The sequence below is a fragment of the Halomonas sp. NyZ770 genome, assembly GCF_020616575.1.
GTDB classification, from domain to species: Bacteria; Pseudomonadota; Gammaproteobacteria; order Pseudomonadales; family Halomonadaceae; genus Vreelandella; species Vreelandella hamiltonii.
Window position 1 is genome coordinate 663,688 of sequence record NZ_CP085143.1, and the last position, 18,028, is coordinate 681,715.

18 protein-coding genes are annotated in these 18,028 nt (G+C 61.4%); 14 read left to right on the forward strand and 4 right to left on the reverse strand.

The features are described 5' to 3' along the window. The first annotated feature begins 43 nt into the window (after positions 1–43). Entirely contained in the window at positions 44–322 is a 279-nt protein-coding gene (locus tag LG409_RS03250) for a sulfurtransferase TusA family protein (protein WP_039181616.1), read from the forward strand. Beyond that, a complete protein-coding gene (locus tag LG409_RS03255) occupies positions 319–1,419 on the forward strand; it encodes an AI-2E family transporter (protein ID WP_227407608.1) in 1,101 nt (366 codons plus the stop codon). Before LG409_RS03250 ends, LG409_RS03255 begins: the two co-directional genes overlap by 4 nt. Positions 1,420–1,485: 66 nt before the next feature. Here the strand turns inward: LG409_RS03255 and LG409_RS03260 are convergent, their stop codons facing one another. After that, the gene (locus tag LG409_RS03260) at positions 1,486–1,959 is read right to left on the reverse strand and encodes a peroxiredoxin (protein WP_096921463.1); all 474 of its coding nucleotides are present in this window, start codon (positions 1,957–1,959) and stop codon (positions 1,486–1,488) included. Between the two features lie 269 nt (positions 1,960–2,228). On the opposite strand from LG409_RS03260, the gene dapA reads away from it, so the two are divergent. The 3 genes from dapA (at position 2,229) to purC (ending at position 4,925) form a co-directional block, all read left to right on the forward strand. Next, positions 2,229–3,113 carry a 4-hydroxy-tetrahydrodipicolinate synthase gene (dapA, locus tag LG409_RS03265; protein ID WP_039181608.1) on the forward strand — a complete coding sequence of 295 codons (885 nt, stop codon included), beginning with the start codon at positions 2,229–2,231 and terminating at the stop codon, positions 3,111–3,113. Positions 3,114–3,196: 83 nt separating this feature from the next. Then, positions 3,197–4,177: an outer membrane protein assembly factor BamC gene (gene bamC, locus LG409_RS03270; RefSeq protein WP_039181603.1), complete on the forward strand. Its 981-nt coding sequence runs from the start codon at positions 3,197–3,199 to the stop codon at positions 4,175–4,177. 31 nt (positions 4,178–4,208) lie between these two features. Further along, positions 4,209–4,925, forward strand: coding sequence for a phosphoribosylaminoimidazolesuccinocarboxamide synthase (gene purC / locus LG409_RS03275; protein ID WP_039181600.1), 717 nt, complete (start codon positions 4,209–4,211; stop codon positions 4,923–4,925). 40 nt (positions 4,926–4,965) lie between these two features. Here purC and tsaA read toward each other — a convergent pair whose 3' ends face one another. Beyond that, a complete protein-coding gene (gene tsaA / locus LG409_RS03280; protein ID WP_227407609.1) occupies positions 4,966–5,706 on the reverse strand; it encodes a tRNA (N6-threonylcarbamoyladenosine(37)-N6)-methyltransferase TrmO in 741 nt (246 codons plus the stop codon). Positions 5,707–5,879: 173 nt separating this feature from the next. Here tsaA and LG409_RS03285 point away from each other — a divergent pair, with 173 nt between their 5' ends. Then, the gene (locus LG409_RS03285) at positions 5,880–6,410 is read left to right on the forward strand and encodes a GNAT family N-acetyltransferase (RefSeq protein WP_144979519.1); all 531 of its coding nucleotides are present in this window, start codon (positions 5,880–5,882) and stop codon (positions 6,408–6,410) included. 3 nt (positions 6,411–6,413) lie between these two features. On the opposite strand, the gene nadC is transcribed toward LG409_RS03285, so the two are convergent. After that, positions 6,414–7,268 (reverse strand): carboxylating nicotinate-nucleotide diphosphorylase, encoded by an 855-nt coding sequence (nadC, locus tag LG409_RS03290; protein WP_227407610.1) that lies wholly within the window; start codon positions 7,266–7,268, stop codon positions 6,414–6,416. Positions 7,269–7,351: 83 nt separating this feature from the next. Here nadC and ampD point away from each other — a divergent pair, with 83 nt between their 5' ends. From ampD to LG409_RS03325, 7 genes are all read left to right on the forward strand, one after another. Further along, the gene (gene ampD, locus LG409_RS03295) at positions 7,352–7,948 is read left to right on the forward strand and encodes a 1,6-anhydro-N-acetylmuramyl-L-alanine amidase AmpD (protein WP_039181588.1); all 597 of its coding nucleotides are present in this window, start codon (positions 7,352–7,354) and stop codon (positions 7,946–7,948) included. Between the two features lie 374 nt (positions 7,949–8,322). Next, entirely contained in the window at positions 8,323–10,995 is a 2,673-nt protein-coding gene (aceE, locus tag LG409_RS03300) for a pyruvate dehydrogenase (acetyl-transferring), homodimeric type (protein ID WP_039181586.1), read from the forward strand. Between the two features lie 58 nt (positions 10,996–11,053). Further along, positions 11,054–13,048, forward strand: a complete 1,995-nt coding sequence (aceF, locus tag LG409_RS03305) for a pyruvate dehydrogenase complex dihydrolipoyllysine-residue acetyltransferase (protein ID WP_227407611.1) — start codon at positions 11,054–11,056, stop codon at positions 13,046–13,048. A gap of 247 nt (positions 13,049–13,295) precedes the next feature. Then, on the forward strand, positions 13,296–13,949 hold the full coding sequence (gene adk / locus LG409_RS03310) for an adenylate kinase (protein WP_039181580.1): 654 nt from the start codon (positions 13,296–13,298) through the stop codon (positions 13,947–13,949). Positions 13,950–14,064: 115 nt separating this feature from the next. Next, positions 14,065–14,769 (forward strand): tRNA (adenosine(37)-N6)-threonylcarbamoyltransferase complex dimerization subunit type 1 TsaB, encoded by a 705-nt coding sequence (gene tsaB / locus LG409_RS03315; RefSeq protein ID WP_039181577.1) that lies wholly within the window; start codon positions 14,065–14,067, stop codon positions 14,767–14,769. Next, positions 14,766–15,476, forward strand: coding sequence for a class I SAM-dependent methyltransferase (locus tag LG409_RS03320; RefSeq protein ID WP_227407612.1), 711 nt, complete (start codon positions 14,766–14,768; stop codon positions 15,474–15,476). The genes tsaB and LG409_RS03320 overlap by 4 nt, the downstream gene beginning before the upstream one ends. A gap of 37 nt (positions 15,477–15,513) precedes the next feature. Continuing rightward, positions 15,514–16,635: a phospholipase D-like domain-containing protein gene (locus LG409_RS03325; RefSeq protein ID WP_227407613.1), complete on the forward strand. Its 1,122-nt coding sequence runs from the start codon at positions 15,514–15,516 to the stop codon at positions 16,633–16,635. Between the two features lie 3 nt (positions 16,636–16,638). Here the strand turns inward: LG409_RS03325 and LG409_RS03330 are convergent, their stop codons facing one another. Further along, the gene (locus LG409_RS03330) at positions 16,639–17,313 is read right to left on the reverse strand and encodes a YecA/YgfB family protein (protein ID WP_039181569.1); all 675 of its coding nucleotides are present in this window, start codon (positions 17,311–17,313) and stop codon (positions 16,639–16,641) included. 58 nt (positions 17,314–17,371) lie between these two features. On the opposite strand from LG409_RS03330, the gene LG409_RS03335 reads away from it, so the two are divergent. After that, positions 17,372–17,908 carry a SprT family zinc-dependent metalloprotease gene (locus LG409_RS03335; protein ID WP_039181567.1) on the forward strand — a complete coding sequence of 179 codons (537 nt, stop codon included), beginning with the start codon at positions 17,372–17,374 and terminating at the stop codon, positions 17,906–17,908. The last annotated feature ends 120 nt before the right edge of the window (positions 17,909–18,028 follow it).

The following is an 18,028-nucleotide window of genomic DNA, read 5'->3' on the forward strand; positions in this document are numbered from 1 at the left end:
GTCGTTTCGTTATAGGTAAAAGCGCTTTCACTAGGGAGAGGGTATGTCTGAGCAAATAGCATCCGCGCTGGCCGAGGGGGTGCAGCCCGATGCAGTACTGGACGCTACCGGGCTGCACTGCCCGTTGCCGCTGTTGAAAGCCAAGCAGGCGCTGGCTGGCTTGTCTGCCGGGCAGCTGCTGGAGATTCGTGCCACCGATGCGGGCTCCTGGCGCGACGTCGCTTCCTTCGCCGAGCTGAGTGACCATCGGTTGGAAGCCAGAGCCCAGCAGGGCGAGATCTACGTGTTCTGGCTACGCAAAGCCGGGGTGGCTTGCTCATGACCATGCGCGCCATTCTCAGGAGCTGGATCGAACGCTATTTTTCCGATGAAGAAGCACTGGTTCTGCTGGTGGTGCTGATCGCAGGGTTGGCGGCCATCATCATGTTTGGACGCATGCTGGCGCCGTTCTTCACCTCATTGGTGCTGGCGTTTTTGCTGCAGGGGCTGGTCAACGGGCTGACTCGGCGAGGTGTGCCTCACCTGTTGGCGGTCATCATCGTGTTCGTGGCCTTCGTCAGCGTGTTGCTGACCATGGCGTTCATCCTGATGCCGTTGATATGGAACCAGCTGGTGGGGCTGGTGCAGGAGACGCCACGCATGTTTGCCACGGCGCAGATATGGCTGGATGAGCTGCAGACGCGCTTCCCCAACCTGGTCACGCCTGATCAGATGCAGAGCTGGATCGGGGTGGCCGGACGCGAGATCAGCCAGGTAGGGCAGCGCGCCTTGACGCTGTCGCTGTCGTCGCTGGGTAACGTGATGTCGCTGATCATCTACCTGGTGCTGGTGCCCATTCTGGTGTTTTTCATGCTCAAGGATCGCGAGGCGCTGGTGGGGTTTGCGCTCTCGCTGCTGCCGCAAAAGCGCTCGCTGTTGACGCGTATCTGGCAGGAGATGGATCGCCAGATCGCCAACTACATCCGTGGCAAGGCCATCGAAATCGTCATTGTCGGTACGGTCTCGTACCTGACCTTTGCCTTGTTTGGGCTGCCTTATACGGCGCTGTTGGCCGTGCTGGTGGGCTTTTCCGTGCTGGTGCCTTACATCGGTGCTGCGGTGGCCACCATTCCCGTGGCGGCGGTGGCGGTCTTCCACTTCGGCGTGAGCGAGCAGTTTGCCTACGTGCTGCTGGCCTACGGCATCATCCAGGCCCTGGATGGCAACGTGCTGGCGCCGGTGCTGTTTTCCGAGACCAATAACATCCACCCGGTCTCGATCATCGTGGCCGTGCTGTTCTTTGGCGGCATCTGGGGGTTTTGGGGGGTCTTTTTCGCCATTCCGTTGGCGACTCTGCTCAAGGCGCTGGTCTTTGCCTGGCCCAGAGGGCTGGAGGAGCATCAGGAGCTGCGTGAGCAGATAGAGCTGAAGGCCGATTGACGAGGGCTTGCCAAGTGGCACCGGATGCTGTCCCGGTGCCATGGCTCAACGAGCCTTCAGGGCCGGTTATTCGGCATGCAGTGCTTGAGCTGCTGCCAGCACCTCTTCCGCATGACCGGGCACCTTGACGCCACGCCACGCTTTGGCCAGCTTGCCGTCCTTGTCGATGAGAAACGTGCTGCGCTCGACGCCCAGGTGCTCCTTGCCGTACATCTTCTTCAGCTTGATGACGTCAAACAGCTGACAGACCGCTTCGTCCTTGTCCGAGATCAGCGCAAAATTGAAGTCCTGCTTCGCCTTGAAATTCTCCTGGGCGCGCAGGCCGTCTCGAGAAATGCCGATGACCACGGTGTTCGCGGCATCGAAGGCCGCCTTGCGATCACGAAAGTCGCCGCCTTCGGTGGTGCAGCCCGGTGTGCTGGCCTTGGGATAGAAAAATATCACCACCTGCTGGCCGCGCAGTTCGGACAGCGTAATGGTGGTGTCGCCAGTGGCGCTGGCCGAAAAGTCGGGAACGGGTTGGCCGATTTCGAGTGACATACAAGCTCCTCACAGATAGGGGTTCACCAAGATTACACGCATGCGCCGCCGTGCTGTCAAAGCGAATCGTTCTGGTTTGGCAAGTCTCGGTGGTAAACTCTACGTGCTTTACGCTGTACAGGCTCGAATCGCCTGAGTACCATTTGCTTTTTACAGGCGGGGTCATCGTGTCCTTCGAGGTATCCGCGCCGCGTCTTTTACTCGATCATTGACCATGCCACCCCGCTTGGCCGGTCGAGCTCCACTTTTTGCAGGTGAGGAAAATACGGATGATCACAGGCAGCATTGTCGCCCTGGCGACCCCGATGAAGGTCAATGGCGACATCGACTGGGAGGCGCTTCGTCGCCTGGTGAACTTCCATCTCGAGAACGGCACCGACGCTATCGTGGCCGCGGGCACCACTGGTGAGCCCACCACCATGTCGTTTGCCGAGCACTTCGATGTGATCCGCAGCGTCGTGGAAGAGGTCAATGGGCGTATCCCGGTCATTGCCGGTACCGGCGCGAATGCCACCTCCGAAGCGGTCGAGCTGGCGCGCTATGCCAGCGAAGTAGGCGCCGACTACTGCCTCTCCGTGTGCCCTTACTACAACAAGCCTACTCAGGAAGGCCTGTACCAGCACTTCAAGGCAGTGGCCAAGGGCAGCAAACTGCCGGTCATTCTTTATAACGTGCCGGGGCGCACCTGCTCGGATCTCTACAACGAAACCGTGATTCGTCTGGCCGAGGTGGACAACATCATCGGCTTGAAGGATGCCACCGGGAACCTTGAGCGCGCCGAGGATCTAATCTCTCGCCTGAAAGGCAGCGGCTTCATGCTCTACTCCGGTGACGATGCCACGGCCTGTGATTTCATGCTGATGGGCGGACATGGCGACATTTCGGTCACCGCCAATGTGGCGCCCAAGGCGATGCACGAGCTGTGTGTCGCCGCGGTGGCGGGGGATGCCGACAAGGCCCATCAGATCAATACGCGCCTGATGCCGCTGCATACCAATCTGGGTATCGAGTCCAACCCGATCCCCGTCAAATGGGCCCTGAACCGTATGGGGTACATGGAGCAGGGCATTCGCCTGCCGCTGACCTGGCTGTCCGAAAAGTATCACGGTACGGTAAACGAAGCGCTGCAACTGGCGGGTGTGATCAAGGAGTAACCCCAGGCGCTGCGAACGCATTTGCTACCCGGTGACAACGTGCCTTGCCGGGTAAATGACCTGTTGACTGTTAAGGTGGCTTGATGAGCTCTGTGCTAGAAAAACGTGCGCTGAAATGGATTCCGCTGGCGCTGGCCGCAACCGTCACGCTGGCGGGCTGCGCGCGTGACGGTTACTACCACGACCGCAACCTGGACTACACCGAAGCCGCCCCAGCGCCGCCTCTCGTTTTGCCGGAAACGCGCAATGCTCAGCGTTATCGTGATGCCATGCCGATTCCTCAGGCGGGTCTTCAAGGTGCTCGTGTCGATGAAGCAGCGCGTATTGGGCCTCCTCAGTCGCTGGCACTGGGCAGTGGGCTGGAGCCTGAGTACGTCGAGCGTCGCCAGGCGGGTGATCAGGTCTGGTTGGTAGTCGCGGCGGATACGGGCGCGGTATGGCCGCAGCTCGAGGCATTCGTGCGCAGTCGCCAGCTGGGCGTTCAGGAAAGCAGCGCTACTCAGGGCGTCATCGTCACGCCTCAAGCCACGTTGCGCTTGCAGAGCGCATTGCGTGCCGGCAGCAGCGAAGTGCGCTGCGAGCAGGGTGGCCAGAGTGTCGAGAGCTGTGTGGCCGCGTTGGAGCAGTATCTCGGTGCGCGTAGCGCAACGGCCAGCGCATCCTCCTGGACCGCTCAACGTCTTGCCAGTGAGCAAACGTTGCAAATGCGTCAGCAGGGCGATGAGTGGGAAGTTCTGATTCCGCAGCCCATCGAGCGCGTGTGGGCCGAAATGAACCACTACCTGGCACTGGACTTCACTCAGGAAGGCCAGCGTGACCTGCTTGAGGCCTCGGCGGATGACTACGAGTTCCTAGTCGAGTACATGACCGAGACCGAGCGTGGGCGTAACCCGCTGCAGATCGTGTTCAGCCAGGACGTGCGCCGCATGTCTCAGAATATTCGCCTCGTGCTCCAGCCGGAGGGCAACCAGACCGTGCTGCGCGCCATCAATGCCAGCGAGCGTGGATTCAGCGCTGATGACCAGCGCGAGTTGCTTGAGCGTGTCTCCGGCTACTTACGTTAACTCTTAGACCTCGATTTTAGACGGAGCCCCCATGGAAAAGCGCCAGGAACTCTACGCCGGTAAGGCAAAATCCGTATATACCACTGACGACCCTGACTTGTTGGTACTGCACTTTCGTGACGATACCAGTGCCTTCGATGGCAAGAAGAAAGAGGCGCTCGCCCGTAAAGGCATGGTGAACAACATCTTCAATGCCTACATCATGCAGCGTCTGGAAGAGGGCGGCATTCCCACCCACTTCGAAAAGCAGATTTCCGATACCGAAAGTCTGGTCAAGAAGATGGACATGATCCCCGTCGAGTGTGTGGTGCGTAATATCGCTGCGGGTGGACTGGTGAAGCGTCTGGGCGTGGAGGAGGGCATTGCGCTCAATCCGCCTACCTTCGAACTGTTCCTGAAGAACGACGAGAAGGGCGACCCGATGATCAACGAGTCGCTGGCTGAAACCTTTGGCTGGGCCACGCCGGAACAGCTGAGCAAGATGAAGGCGCTCACCTTCAAGGTGAACCACATCCTCAAGCAGCTGTTCGCCGAGGGCGACATGCTGCTGGTGGACTACAAGCTGGAGTTCGGTCTCTTCAAGGGCGAAGTCGTGCTGGGCGACGAGTTCTCCCCGGATGGCTGCCGCCTGTGGGATGCCAATACCCGTGAGAAGCTCGATAAGGACCGCTTCCGTCAGGGGTTGGGCGGGGTCATCGAGGCCTATGAAGAAGTCGGCCGTCGCCTGGGTATCACCTTCCCCGCCTGATCCGTCAGGCTTGCTATGGGGCTGCTCGCTGGCGCCATGGTCACTTGCGGTCTTCGGGCTCTATCGCCACCACCTCCAGGGTGGTGGTGTCGTTTTCGGCGGCGGTCAGCGCCCGAAAGCGCACATCGACATTGCGCAGGCGCACCCCGTAAAGACGTTCGGCCTGTCCGCCCCGCTGATAGGCGGGGCGTGGGTCTTGGCCAAGCACCTGCTCGATCAGCGCCCGCAGCGACGCGCCATCTTGCCGCTCGGACAGTACGCCGTGAGCCTCTGGCGAGAACACCACGGCCACCGTTTCCGGCGGTTGGGGGGCAAATCCCGCCTGAGCGCTGGGGACGGCCTCTGCCCAGGGCAGGTAGGGCTTGATGTCCACCACGGGGGTGCCGCTGACCAGATCACAGCCCGCCAGGTGAAGCGTTACGCCGGGCCCGGTGTCGATGCCGGAGAGTGCGACCAGCGACAACCCCAGCCGATTGGGGCGATGGGTGCTGCGGCTGGCGAAGACGCCCACTTTGCGGTTCCCCCCCAGTCTGGGCGGGCGTACCAGGGGCGACCAGCGCTCGGGACTTTGGTGAAAGATGAACGATACCCACAGGTGGCTGAAGTCTTCCAGTCCGCGCACGGTCAGTGGGTCGTCGAAAGGGTGGGCCAGTACCAGGCGAGCATTGGCGGCCGGGGCCAGGCCAGGCTGGCGAGGCACGCCGAACTTGTCCGGGTAGTCGCTGATGATATGGCCAATGGGCGTGATCGAAAACGGCCCGAGGCCCCGAGGATCGTGCATGGCACTCCCTTTTGCGTGTGAGCGCACTGTTGCGTGGTGACATGGCGCCGCACGTTCGATGAATTCAAGCTCGGCTGGCATGGGTTGCCCGCCAGGGCGATGAGTATAGACTAGCCAACGGAACCGACACAGCGCTGCGCTTGACGGCCAGCGTCATCCCATTGAGGCAACGCATGTCAAACATCGACCCTTCTTCACCGGCGGCCACGCCAACGGCTCGCGTCACGTATCGCGCGGCGCTGGCCAAGGACGCCGCCGACCAGGCCGAGGTGTTCTATCACGCCGTCATGCAAGGCGCGGCCAATCATTATGGGCTGGCCGAGCGGCGTGCCTGGGCGCAAGCACTGCCCCGTGAAGCCACTGCCTGGGCGGCGCGTCAGGCGCTCTACACGACGCTGGTGGCCGCCTGCGATGGCCGCTGCGTTGGCTTTCTCGAGCTGGACGTGAGCGGCGGGCGCATTGAAACGCTCTATGTCTGGCCATCACTGGCGGGGCGTGGCATCGGCACCACGCTGTTGATCCATGCCGAGCGCATTCTGCTGGAGCATGGCGTTTCGCAGGTAGATATCGAAGCCAGCCGGATGCTGCTCGAACGACTGCAGCGCCGTGGCTACGATAACCTCGGCGAGCAGTGGGTCGAGCGCAGCGGTGAAATGCTTCAACGCTACCGGCTGGTGAAGCAGCTCAGCGCGGTGGAAACCTGACGATCAAACGTTGAAGGTCTGGAGGATGCGCATCGACAGGTCGACGGAGGCCACATCCTTGGTGAGCGCGCCGCTGGAAATGCAGTCCACCCCTGTGTCGGCAATGGCTTTCAGCGTCGTGTCATCGACGTTGCCGGAGGCTTCCAGGGTGGCGCGTCCCCCATTGATCTCTACCGCTACGTGCAGGTCTTCGATGTCGAAATTGTCCAGCATGACGATATCGGCACCCGCTGCCAGCGCCTGGTCCAGCTCTTCGAAGGTTTCGACTTCCACTTCCACCGGTACGTCGCTGGCCAGTTTGCGGGCCTGCGCCACGGCGGCCTGAATGCCACCACAGGCCGCGATGTGATTCTCCTTGATCAAGAAGGCATCCCACAGGCCCAGGCGGTGATTATGGCCACCGCCGCAGCTGACCGCATACTTTTGTGCCAAGCGTAGCCCCGGCAGCGTTTTGCGGGTGTCCAGCAGGCGTACGCCGGTGCCTTCGATCAGGTCTACATAGCGGCGAGTGGCGGTGGCCGTGGCAGACAGCGTCTGCAGAATGTTCAGCGCGGCGCGCTCGCCGGTCAGCAGGCTGCGGGCGGGGCCTTCGAGCTCCAGAAAACACTGCTGGGCCTCCAGCATGTCGCCATCGCTGGCCTGCCAGCGCAGCGTGACGCGCTCGTCCAGACAGCGGAAAATTTCCTCGACCCAGGCAACGCCACAGAGTACCGCCGGTTCGCGGGTGATCACCTTGGCGGTGGCCCACTGGTTCTCAGGGATCAGCTGTGCGGTGATGTCCCCGGTGCCCAGGTCTTCCGCCAGCCAGCGGGGAACGCAGGTGCGAATCTCTTCATCAAGCGCGGTTTGATAATGCATAGCAGTGGGTTCTCGAAGCGTGATCTTGGGTGAAAGGCATTATAGTGAAACACAACGCGAACGTAGAGGAGCAAGTAAGCCGAATGAACCAACTCGCATCCCGCGGCCAGTGGGCCAAGGCTCGGCAGGTCGTGTCACCCAACCAGGATGCGCGGCCCGAGCACGAAGTGTCGCTGCTGTTGCTTCACGCGATCAGCCTGCCCCCCGGGCAATTCTCGGGTCACGCCATCGAGGCGCTGTTCACCAATCGGCTGGTGCCCGACGCACACCCTTTCTTCGCCACGATTGCGCACCTGCGGGTGTCGGCGCACCTGTTGATTCGCCGCGATGGCGAGTGCGTTCAGTTCGTCGACGTCGACCAGCGCGCCTGGCACGCCGGGCAATCGCGCTGGTGGGACCCGGCTGCGCAGGCATGGCGGACACGCTTGAACGATTTCTCCGTGGGAATCGAGCTGGAGGGCGATGACCAGACACCGTTCAGCGAGGCGCAGTATGCGTCACTGGTCAAGGCCACGCACTGGCTGATGGCGCGTTACCCGGCGTTGACCGCTGAGCGGATCACCAGCCATGCCCATGTAGCACCTTTGCGCAAGACCGACCCCGGGCCCGCCTTCGACTGGGCCTATTTCCGCCAGCGCTTGATGGCGGCCACCCATGACACGGTTAAACGTGGCGAATAAGTGGTTCTTTTAGCAACAAATGAAACGGTAGTTTGGTTACACGAAGGTATCCTAAGTCGTAGCGACCAAGGTCCTATAAAGCGCTTATGTTGCAGTGCAATAGTTTGTTTTCGATGGCTTTTTGCGGCGTGCCGGAATTGGCAGCGTGGCGACTTTGCGGTATCTTCGCATATACAAAAGGCTAATTTTTACCAAATACCTGTAGCTTAACTACATTCATGAAAGCGTAGCTCATTGAATGTAGGGTGAAAATCCCCTGCTCGATGCATCGCGTCGGCTATTCACAGGCCTGTGGTGGCCAAACACCGCAGCCGCCCCAGGCCCGAAGGGTTGGCGGGGCTCATTGTCATTTATCGTCATTCGGAGAGACCTCTATGAGTCTGGAGACAAGAGAAGATCTCGATCCGGTCGAAACCACGGAGTGGCTGGAATCCCTGGAATCGGTACTGGATCGTGAGGGCGAAGATCGCGCCCGCTACCTGATGACCCGCTTGGCGGATCGCCTGCGCCGGGACGGGATGAAGGTGCCCTTCTCGGTGACAACCCCCCACCGCAACACGATACCGGTTCATCGCGAAGCCCCGATGCCTGGCGATCTGTTCATGGAGCGTCGTATTCGCTCCCTGATCCGTTACAACGCCATTGCTCAGGTCATTCGTAACAACCGTGCCAATCCTGGGCTGGGTGGTCACATTGCAAGTTTCATGTCGTCGGCCACGCTGTACGATGTGGGCTTCAACCACTTCTTCCGCGCCCCCAAGGGTGATTTCGAAGGCGACCTGATCTATATCCAGGGCCACGTGGCACCGGGTATCTACGCGCGTTCCTACCTGGAAGGCCGTCTGACCGAAGAGCAGATGGACAAGTTCCGCCGTGAAGTGGATGGTGACGGCCTGTCGTCTTACCCCCACCCCTGGCTGATGCCTGACTACTGGCAGTTCCCCACGGTATCCATGGGTCTTGGCCCGATTCAGGCCATCTATCAGGCTCACGTGATGAAGTACCTGCATCACCGTGAACTGAAAGACATGAAAGACCGCAAGATCTGGTGCTTCATGGGCGACGGCGAGTGCGACGAGCCGGAATCGCTGGGTGCCATCTCGCTGGCTGGCCGCGAAAATCTGGACAACCTGATCTTCGTCATCAACTGCAACCTGCAGCGTCTGGACGGCCCGGTACGCGGCAACTCCCGCGTCATGGACGAGTTCGAAGGCGTCTTCCGCGGTGCCGGCTGGAACGTCATCAAGGTGGTGTGGGGTCGTCACTGGGATCCGCTGTTCGAGAAGGACAAGAAAGGCATCCTTCAGAAGCGCATGGACGAAGCGGTCGACGGCGAGTACCAGAACTACAAGGCCAACGGTGGCGCTTACACCCGCGAGCATTTCTTCGGCAAGTACCCGGAAACCGAAGCGATGGTCAAGGACCTCACCGACGAAGACATCTGGAAGCTCAACCGTGGCGGTCACGACCCGTTCAAGGTCTATGCGGCCTATCACGAGGCGGTCAACACCACCAACGGCAAGCCCACGGTGATCCTGGCGCATACCGTCAAAGGTTACGGTATGGGTAGCGGCGATGGCGAAGCGGCCAACGAAGCGCACCAGGTCAAGAGCATGGAATACGAAGCGCTGAAGAAATTCCGCGACCGCTTCGGCATTCCGCTGACCGACGAACAGCTCAAGGAAGTCCCGTACTACAAGCCGGAAGAAGACTCTCCCGAGCTCAAGTACATGCACCTGCAGCGCGAGCGTCTCAACGGCTACCTGCCGAGCCGCCGCAGCGATTTCGAAGCGCTGGAAATCCCCAGCCTGGAAGACAAGACGTTTGCTTCCCAGATGGGCGGTTCCAAAGGCCGCGAAATCTCTACCACCATGGCCTTCGTGCGTATCCTGAACGGCCTGGTGAAGGACAAGCAGCTGGGCAAGCAGGTCGTACCGATCATCCCCGACGAAGCGCGTACCTTCGGTATGGAAGGCATGTTCCGTCAGCTGGGTATCTACACCTCGGAAGGTCAGAAGTACGAGCCGGTCGATAAAGGCCAGATCATGTACTACCGCGAGGACCAGAAAGGTCAGGTTCTCGAAGAGGGTATCTCCGAAGCTGGCGCCATGTCCGCGTGGATTGCGGCCGCCACTTCCTACAGCAACAACAACGTCACGCTGCTGCCGTTCTACATCTACTACTCGATGTTCGGCTTCCAGCGTATCGGTGACCTGGCCTGGGCCGCAGGCGACCTGCAGGCACGCGGCTTCATGGTCGGCGGTACCGCCGGGCGCACCACGCTGAACGGCGAAGGTCTGCAGCACCAGGATGGTCACAGCCTGATCCAGGCGTCTACCATCCCCAACTGCCGCAGCTACGACCCGACTTATGCTCACGAAGTCTCGGTCATCGTGCAGGATGGTCTGAAGCGCATGTTCACGGACAAAGAGAACTGCTTCTACTACCTCACCGTCATGAACGAGAACTACGAGCACCCCGAGCTGGAGAACGTCCCCGCCGACGATATCGTCAAGGGCATGTATCTGCTCAAGGAAACTCAGGGTGACAAAGGCCGCGTTCAGCTGCTGGGGTCGGGCACCATCCTGCGTGAAGTCGAAGCCGCTGCCGAGCTGCTGACCAACGACTGGGGCATCGGGGCCGATATCTGGAGCGTCACCAGCTTCAACGAGCTGCGCCGCGAAGCGCTGCTGCTGGAGCGCGAAGCCTTCCTGAACCCGGACGCCGAGGCCAGCAAGCCTCACGTGACCCAGTGCCTGGAAGGTCGTGATGGCCCGGTGATTGCCTCTACCGACTACATGAAGCTGTATGCGGACCAGGTACGCGCCTGGGTACCCAACGACTACACCGTGTTGGGCACCGATGGCTTTGGCCGTTCCGATACCCGTGAGAAGCTGCGCTACTTCTTCGAAGTGGATCGCTACTTCGTGACCGTTGCGGCGCTGCGCGCCCTGGCCGATCGCGGTGAAATTGATCGCAAGCACGTTGGCGAAGCGCTGAAGAAGTACGGCATCGATGCCAACAAGCCCAACCCGCTGACCAGCTAAACCGCTGCCCGGCGGGCCACTGCCCGCCGGCTCGATCCGATTTGGAAGGAGCGCGACCTTGAGTAGCGAAATCATCAAAGTTCCCGATATCGGTGGCGATACCGATGTCGAAATCATCGAGATTGCGGTGTCAGAAGGCGATGTCATTGAAGCGGAAGACACCCTGATCACTCTGGAATCCGACAAAGCCAGCATGGATGTACCGGCCCCGAAAGGCGGCAAGGTGGTCAAAGTGTTGGTGAAAGAGGGCGACAAGGTCTCCGAGGGAGACGACATCGTCGAGCTGGAAGTGGAAGGCGGCAGCGATGCCGAACCGGAAGCCAAGGCTGACAGTGCCGCCGAGGAAGCGCCTGCGCCCAAGCAGGAAGAGGCCCCTGCACCGGCAGCGAAAAAAGCCAGCGGTGGCAAGCAGACCGTTGATATCAAGGTGCCTGACCTGGGTGGTTCCGACAACGTCGAGATCATCGAAGTGGCCGTTGGCGAAGGCGACGACGTCAACGCCGAAGACACGCTGATCACGCTGGAGTCCGACAAGGCTTCCATGGACGTGCCCAGCCCGCATAGCGGAAAAATCGTCTCCTTGACCGTCAAGGAAGGCGATACCGTGTCGGAAGGCGATGTCATCGGCAAGATGGAAATCGCCGGTGGCGATGACGCTGCCGACGAAGAGCTTGCCAAGGCCGAACAGCCTGCCCCTGCCAGCGAGCCCGCCGAAGAAGAAGCGGCTGAAGAAGAGAGTGGCAGCGGTGAGCCAGAGCGCAAGGAGATCCGCGTGCCGGATCTTTCCGGCTCTGCAGACGTGCCCATCATCGAGATTGGCGTGTCGGTAGGCGACGAAGTCGACGTCGAAGACCCGCTGATCACCCTGGAGTCCGACAAGGCTTCCATGGACGTGCCCAGCCCTTACAAGGGCAAACTCGTCGAGCTGACCGTCAAGGAAGGCGATACCGTCTCCGAAGGCGACGTGATTGGCTACATGGAAGTGGCGGGCGCCAAGAAGGCCGCGCCGAAGAAAGCGGCGCCTGAAAAGGCATCGCAAAGCAGTGCCAGCCCGGCCAGCGCCAAGCCTGCGGCCAGTGGCGGCACGCCGAGCCCAGAAGCGCAAATGGCAGCGCACAAGCCCCGTGACGGCAAGCTGGTACATGCTGGCCCGGCGGTACGCATGCTGGCCCGCGAACTGGGTGTCGACCTGGGGCTGGTGAAGCCCAGCGGCCCGAAAGAGCGCGTGCTCAAGGAAGACGTGCAGGCCTACGTCAAGCAGGTGATGGCCAACCAGGGCAGCGCCCAGGCCGCCGCACCGGCAGCGTCAGGTGGCGCGGGTATTCCTGCCGTGCCGGAAGTCGACTTCAGCCAGTTCGGTGAAGTGGAAGAGAAGCCGATGGGCCGCCTGCTCAAGATGGGTGCGACCAATCTGCATCGCAGCTGGCTCAACGTGCCTCACGTCACCCAGTTCGACGAAGCCGATATCACCGAGCTGGAAGACTTCCGCAAGGCGATGAAGGCCGAGGCCGAAGCCCAGGGTGCGAAGCTCACGCCGCTGCCGTTTTTGGTCAAGGCGTGTGCCTTTGCACTGCGCAAGTACCCGCAGTTCAACGTCAGCCTGAAAGGCGACGGCGATACGCTGGTCTGGAAGAAGTACGTGCATATCGGTATCGCGGTGGATACGCCGGATGGCCTGATGGTGCCCGTACTGCGCGATGCCGACAAGAAGTCCTTGATCGAGATCGCCAAGGAAATGGCAGAGCTGGGCAAGAAAGCGCAGACCAAGAAGCTCAAGCGCGACGAGATGACCGGTGGCTGCTTCACCATTTCGAGCCTGGGCTCGATCGGTGGCACGGCCTTCACGCCTATCGTCAATGCGCCTGAAGTGGCGATCCTGGGCGTGTCGAAAGCGCAAATGAAGCCGGTGTGGGATGGCAGTGCCTTCCAGCCGCGCTTGATGATGCCGCTGTCGCTCTCCTATGACCACCGGGCGATCAACGGTGCCGATGCGGCACGCTTTACTGCCTTCCTGGCAGACGTGCTCACCGATATTCGTCGTCTGTTGCTGTAATCAGACCACGAGCAAGCCACAAGCGGCGCCCCTATGGGCGCCGCTTGTGTTTCTGTGGCGTCAGCAGAAAACCAGCGTGACCAAAGTACTAGCCATCGCCACTTTGCTGTTTTCGCTTGAAAAAACGCAAAATAATCGGCCTTTCAGGCTTTTGGGGAGTTGTGTCGCCTGAACGGCACGGTTATTGTCGATTCATTGATTTATTCGATCACCACCAATCAAGTACGAACATTCAAGGAGCAGTGCCATGCGTTTAATCCTGTTGGGTGCCCCCGGCGCGGGGAAGGGGACTCAAGCTCAGTTTATTTGTGAGCAGTTCAAGATTCCCCAAATTTCCACCGGGGATATGCTGCGCACCGCCATCAAGGACGGCACTGAGCTGGGTCTCAAGGTCAAGGAGATCATGAACAGTGGTGGGCTGGTGTCCGACGAGATCATCATCGACCTGGTCAAGGAGCGCATCAGCCAGCCGGACTGCGCCAACGGTTTCCTGTTTGACGGATTCCCCCGCACCATTCCTCAGGCCGATGCCATGAAAGAAGGCGGCGTGAAGCTCGATCACGTGCTGGAAATCGCCGTGCCGGACGAAGAGATCGTCAGCCGCCTGGCCGGACGTCGCGTTCACCCCGCCTCGGGCCGTGTTTACCACATCGAACACAATCCGCCCAAAGAGCCGGGCAAGGACGATGTCACCGGAGAAGCCCTGATCCAGCGGGAAGACGATCAGGAGTCTACCGTGCGCAACCGCCTGTCGGTGTACCACGACCAAACGGCTCCGCTGGTGGACTACTACCAGCAGTGGGCCAAAGAGGACCCGTCTGCGGCACCCCAATACCACCGCGTGGAAGGAGTGGGCAGCGTGGCCGATATCACCCGCCAGGTGAAAGAAGCGCTGAACTGAGCCTGGTAACAGACTGCTCGAATGACGATGGCCCGCAGGTTCCCTGCGGGCCATCGTCGTCAAGGCCGCCAGGCGGTATACTGGCGGCCTATTTATTTCGGAGTGCAACACGGTTATGTCGTCGCGATATCTTCTGGCATTGGATGCCTCCTCCAGTGCCTGCTCGGCCGCGCTGCTGCGTCAGGAGAATGATCAGTCCGAGTGTCTGGCGCGTTACGAAATGACGCCGCGCGCCCATACCAAACGCTTGATGCCGATGGTCGACGAGCTGCTGGCTACCGCTGCCATTGCGCCCGGGCAGCTGGACGCCGTCGCGTTTGGCCGTGGGCCGGGCTCCTTTACCGGCCTGCGCATTGCCGCCGGGGCGGCCCAGGGGTTGGCCTTCGGCCTGGAGCGCCCTCTACTGGGCATCTCGACGTTGGAGGCCCTGGCCCTGCAGGTGCATCGCCGTTATCACTTTCGCCATGTGGTGACTGCGCTGGATGCCCGAATGGGTGAAATTTACGTGGCCAGCTGGCACTGCCTGAATGACGTGGTCAGCCCGCAAAGCGATGAGCGAGTACTGGCCCCAGGCGCTTTTAGACTGCCATCCGATGAAACCGACTGGGTCGGAGTCGGCTCGGGCTTTGCGCTTTGGGACGCTTTCGATGTAGGAGTGCATGTGGGCATGACCCAGCACCTCAGCGACGACCTGGAGCCGCGCGCCGAAGAGATGGCCTGGCTGGCCGCGCGGGACCTGGACGCGGGGTTGGGTGTCGCCGCCCATGAAGCGCAGCCCGTCTACCTGCGTAACGACGTGGCCTGGAAAAAGCCGGCATGAGCCCGGCGCGCCCACTGATAGCGCTGCCCGCCGGGCTGACGCTGGAAGAGCGCGATGGCCGATTGGCGCTGGTCGGCGACGAGCGCCAGTACGGCAAGCCCTTGAGCGTCGATTTCGTGTCCGGCAAGGCGGCCCATCGGCGTCAGTTCGGCGGTGGGCGCGGCCAGCTGGTGGCCAAGGCGTGCGGGCTTTCCAAAGGCGTGACGCCGAGCATCGTGGACGCCACTGCAGGGCTCGGGCGTGACGCGTTCGTGTTGGCCAGCCTGGGTGCCGAGGTGCTGTTGGTCGAGCGCGTACAGGCCATTGCCGCGCTGCTGGAGGATGGCCTGGCCCGGGCGGCCAGGGACGCCGAGACGGCGCCCATCACCGCGCGCATGCAGCTGCGTCATGGGGATGCCTGTGAGGCGCTGGCGGCGCTGGTGGCCAGCGCCGCGTTCACCCCGCAGGTCGTGCACCTGGACCCCATGTTTCCCCATCGCGAGAAATCGGCGCTGGTGAAGAAGGAAATGCGCCTGTTTCGTGAACTGGCCGGGGAGGACTATGACGCCCCGCGCCTGCTGGAAGCGGCGCTGACGGTGGCCACTCACCGGGTGGTGGTCAAGCGCCCCCGTAAAGCGCCGCCTATTGCTGGCCCTGCGCCGCAGCATACAATCGAAGGCAAAACCAGCCGCTATGACCTGTACGTTCACCGCTCCTTGAGCCGCTGAGGCGGCCTGCAGGCATGGCGCAAGAGAAGGAGTCTCTATGCAGTACGCGTGGCGAGAAGGTAACCGTGTGGCGCTTCTGCCGGAAGCATCGCGCTTTCTGCCAGCCATGTTCGACGCCGTCCATCAGGCCCAGCACTATGTTTTCGTAGAGCTTTACCTGATGGAGTCGGGGGAGTTGGCCGACCAGATGATCGATGTGCTGGTGGCTGCGGCCGAGCGTGGCGTGCAGGTGTATGTACTGCTGGATGGCTATGGCGCCATGGGGCTGGACCGCGAAGATCGTGAGCGGCTGCAGGCGGCAGGTGTGGCCTTGCAGCTGTTCAACCCGATTGGCTTCCACTCGCTGGCACGCAACCTGAGCCGTGACCATCGCAAGATCGTGGTGGTGGATGGCGAGGTAGCCTTCACGGGCGGGTTTGGCGCGGTGGATGAATTCCTGGAGGCCTGGTACGAAATCGCCGCCCGGGTCGAAGGGCCCGTGGTGGCCGACTGGGAGGCGCTGTTTCGTCGCTTGTGGCGTTCGCGGCTGACCCGCTATGCGTCCCCGCAAGGGCCGCGTCTGGCACTGCCGGAGGTGCGGGTAGCCGAGCCGCACGAAGAGGGCGTCAGGGGCAGGGTCATCTCGGGTCGTGGCTATCGCTACCAGGCCATTCGGCACTCACTCTACGCGCGGGTCCACCAGTCTCGCCAACGGCTGTGGCTATGTACGCCCTATTTCGTGCCGACCTTTTCGCTGCGTCGGCGGCTGGTGCGCGCGGCCCGGCGCGGGGTGGACGTTCGCCTGCTGCTACCCGGTGCCAAGCATGACCACCCCGGCGTGCGTTACGCAGGCCAACGCTTTTACCACAGCTTGCTGAAAGCAGGCGTGCGCATCTTCGAATTCAAGCCAACCTTCATTCATGCCAAGTTCGTGCTGGCCGACGACTGGGTGAGCCTGGGCTCCTGCAACTTTGACCACTGGAACCTGCACTGGAACCTGGAAGCCAACCAGGAGGTGGAGGATGCTGCCTTCGCCAGCGACGTGCGCGAGCTGTTCGAGCGCAACTTTGCTGCCAGTGACGAGGTAGATGCCCAAGCCTGGGCCGCGCGGCCCTGGTGGCAGCGCGCCCGGGAGTGGGTATATGGCGCGCTGGATGGCCTGGTGACGCGGCTCAAGTAGCGGCTACTTGCGCTTTTTGACCTTGGCAGGGGTTTTCTTGCGGGGCTTGGGTTTGGGCGTTTCCGGGGGCACGCGGTAGTGCAGGTAGAGGTCGAGCACCAGTTCGGGCAGCTGGGCCACCAGCGCTTCCTGATTGGCCTGGTCGCTGGCCATCTCGGCCATGTCGGGTTCGTCGTCAAACAGACCCGAGAGCAGCATGAAGGGCAGCAGCAGGGTGGCCGCAGCCTCTTCGTCTTCCTGGAACCAGGCGCTTTCGTCGCTGAACACGCCTTCCATGAAGCCTGCGCACCAGTCGCCGATGGGCGTCTCTTCGGCGGGCAGGCCATCCAGGGTCAGCTCGAAGGGCAGCTCCGGCAGGCCGCCTTGCTCCAGCACCGCCATGGCGTTATCACGCAGCAGGCAGAGGAGGTGCGTGACCTCGTCGCGTTCAGCGTCGTCCTGGTAGTTGGGCTCGCCCTGAAAGAGCTCGGCAAGCCACGCGTCGCGGGGCTGTTCGCTGGGCGCCACGGCCAGGGCCACCAGGAAGCCATGGGCCGAGATCAGGTCCAGGGCATCTTCGCCCACGCGGTCCGAATCGAGAAAATCGTCCAGCCTGTCCAGCTGCTCATCTTCCAGCAGCGGCTGGGGAGGCACGCTGTCGGAAGCGGTTGCGGGGGGCTCGTTGTTGCGCTCTGCCATGAAAAGCCTCATCGGGTATCTTGAATCGAACAACATCTTGACGGTTAGTTTATCACTAATGAACACCACACCACTGCCTTCCTGGCCTGCTGATGAGCTGGAAGCGTTGTCACCACCCGCGCTGGCTTCCGCCGCCCGTGAACGGGTCGCGGAAGCGCTGGCCCGCTGTCGGGAAGTGTATCCGACGCTACCGACTCCCGGCGTCTGGTTCGACCTGAAGGGCGCAGGGGCTGGGCAGGCCCACTGGGGCCGGCAAGGGCTGCGCTTCAATCCCGTGCTGATGGCGGCCAACCGCATGGCCTTCTTCGACGAGGTGATCCCCCATGAAATGGCCCACTGGCTGGTCTTTCACTTGGCCAACGGCACCCGTTTGAAACCCCATGGCCGGGAGTGGCAGACCGTCATGCGTGACCTGTTTGGGCTGGAACCCCGGGTTACCCACCGTTTCGATATCGGGCAAGCGCAGTCGCGGCCCTACCGCTACCAGTGCGCCTGCCAGACCCACGCTTTTACGGCCAGACGTCATGCCTTAGTGGTAAAAGGGCAGCGATATCGCTGCCGACATTGTCATCAGACCTTGGTCTACAGTACTTGATGAATCCCGGAAATATGTTTTAAGTGTATGTTTTTTAAAATAAAAATGTTAATACCAATGTCTAAGGGGAAGCCGTCATCGGGAGGTTTATGCTAGGTAAAGATTAGCCGGGTCGGTGCC

Coding starts and splice junctions, on each gene's coding strand:
- LG409_RS03250 (WP_039181616.1), top strand. CDS start 44: ATGTCTGAGCAAATAGCATCCGCGCTGGCCGAGGGGGTGCAGCCCGAT.
- LG409_RS03255 (WP_227407608.1), top strand. CDS start 319: ATGACCATGCGCGCCATTCTCAGGAGCTGGATCGAACGCTATTTTTCC.
- LG409_RS03260 (WP_096921463.1), bottom strand. CDS start 1,959: ATGTCACTCGAAATCGGCCAACCCGTTCCCGACTTTTCGGCCAGCGCC.
- dapA (WP_039181608.1), top strand. CDS start 2,229: ATGATCACAGGCAGCATTGTCGCCCTGGCGACCCCGATGAAGGTCAAT.
- bamC (WP_039181603.1), top strand. CDS start 3,197: ATGAGCTCTGTGCTAGAAAAACGTGCGCTGAAATGGATTCCGCTGGCG.
- purC (WP_039181600.1), top strand. CDS start 4,209: ATGGAAAAGCGCCAGGAACTCTACGCCGGTAAGGCAAAATCCGTATAT.
- tsaA (WP_227407609.1), bottom strand. CDS start 5,706: ATGCACGATCCTCGGGGCCTCGGGCCGTTTTCGATCACGCCCATTGGC.
- LG409_RS03285 (WP_144979519.1), top strand. CDS start 5,880: ATGTCAAACATCGACCCTTCTTCACCGGCGGCCACGCCAACGGCTCGC.
- nadC (WP_227407610.1), bottom strand. CDS start 7,268: ATGCATTATCAAACCGCGCTTGATGAAGAGATTCGCACCTGCGTTCCC.
- ampD (WP_039181588.1), top strand. CDS start 7,352: ATGAACCAACTCGCATCCCGCGGCCAGTGGGCCAAGGCTCGGCAGGTC.
- aceE (WP_039181586.1), top strand. CDS start 8,323: ATGAGTCTGGAGACAAGAGAAGATCTCGATCCGGTCGAAACCACGGAG.
- adk (WP_039181580.1), top strand. CDS start 13,296: ATGCGTTTAATCCTGTTGGGTGCCCCCGGCGCGGGGAAGGGGACTCAA.
- tsaB (WP_039181577.1), top strand. CDS start 14,065: ATGTCGTCGCGATATCTTCTGGCATTGGATGCCTCCTCCAGTGCCTGC.
- LG409_RS03320 (WP_227407612.1), top strand. CDS start 14,766: ATGAGCCCGGCGCGCCCACTGATAGCGCTGCCCGCCGGGCTGACGCTG.
- LG409_RS03325 (WP_227407613.1), top strand. CDS start 15,514: ATGCAGTACGCGTGGCGAGAAGGTAACCGTGTGGCGCTTCTGCCGGAA.
- LG409_RS03330 (WP_039181569.1), bottom strand. CDS start 17,313: ATGGCAGAGCGCAACAACGAGCCCCCCGCAACCGCTTCCGACAGCGTG.
- LG409_RS03335 (WP_039181567.1), top strand. CDS start 17,372: ATGAACACCACACCACTGCCTTCCTGGCCTGCTGATGAGCTGGAAGCG.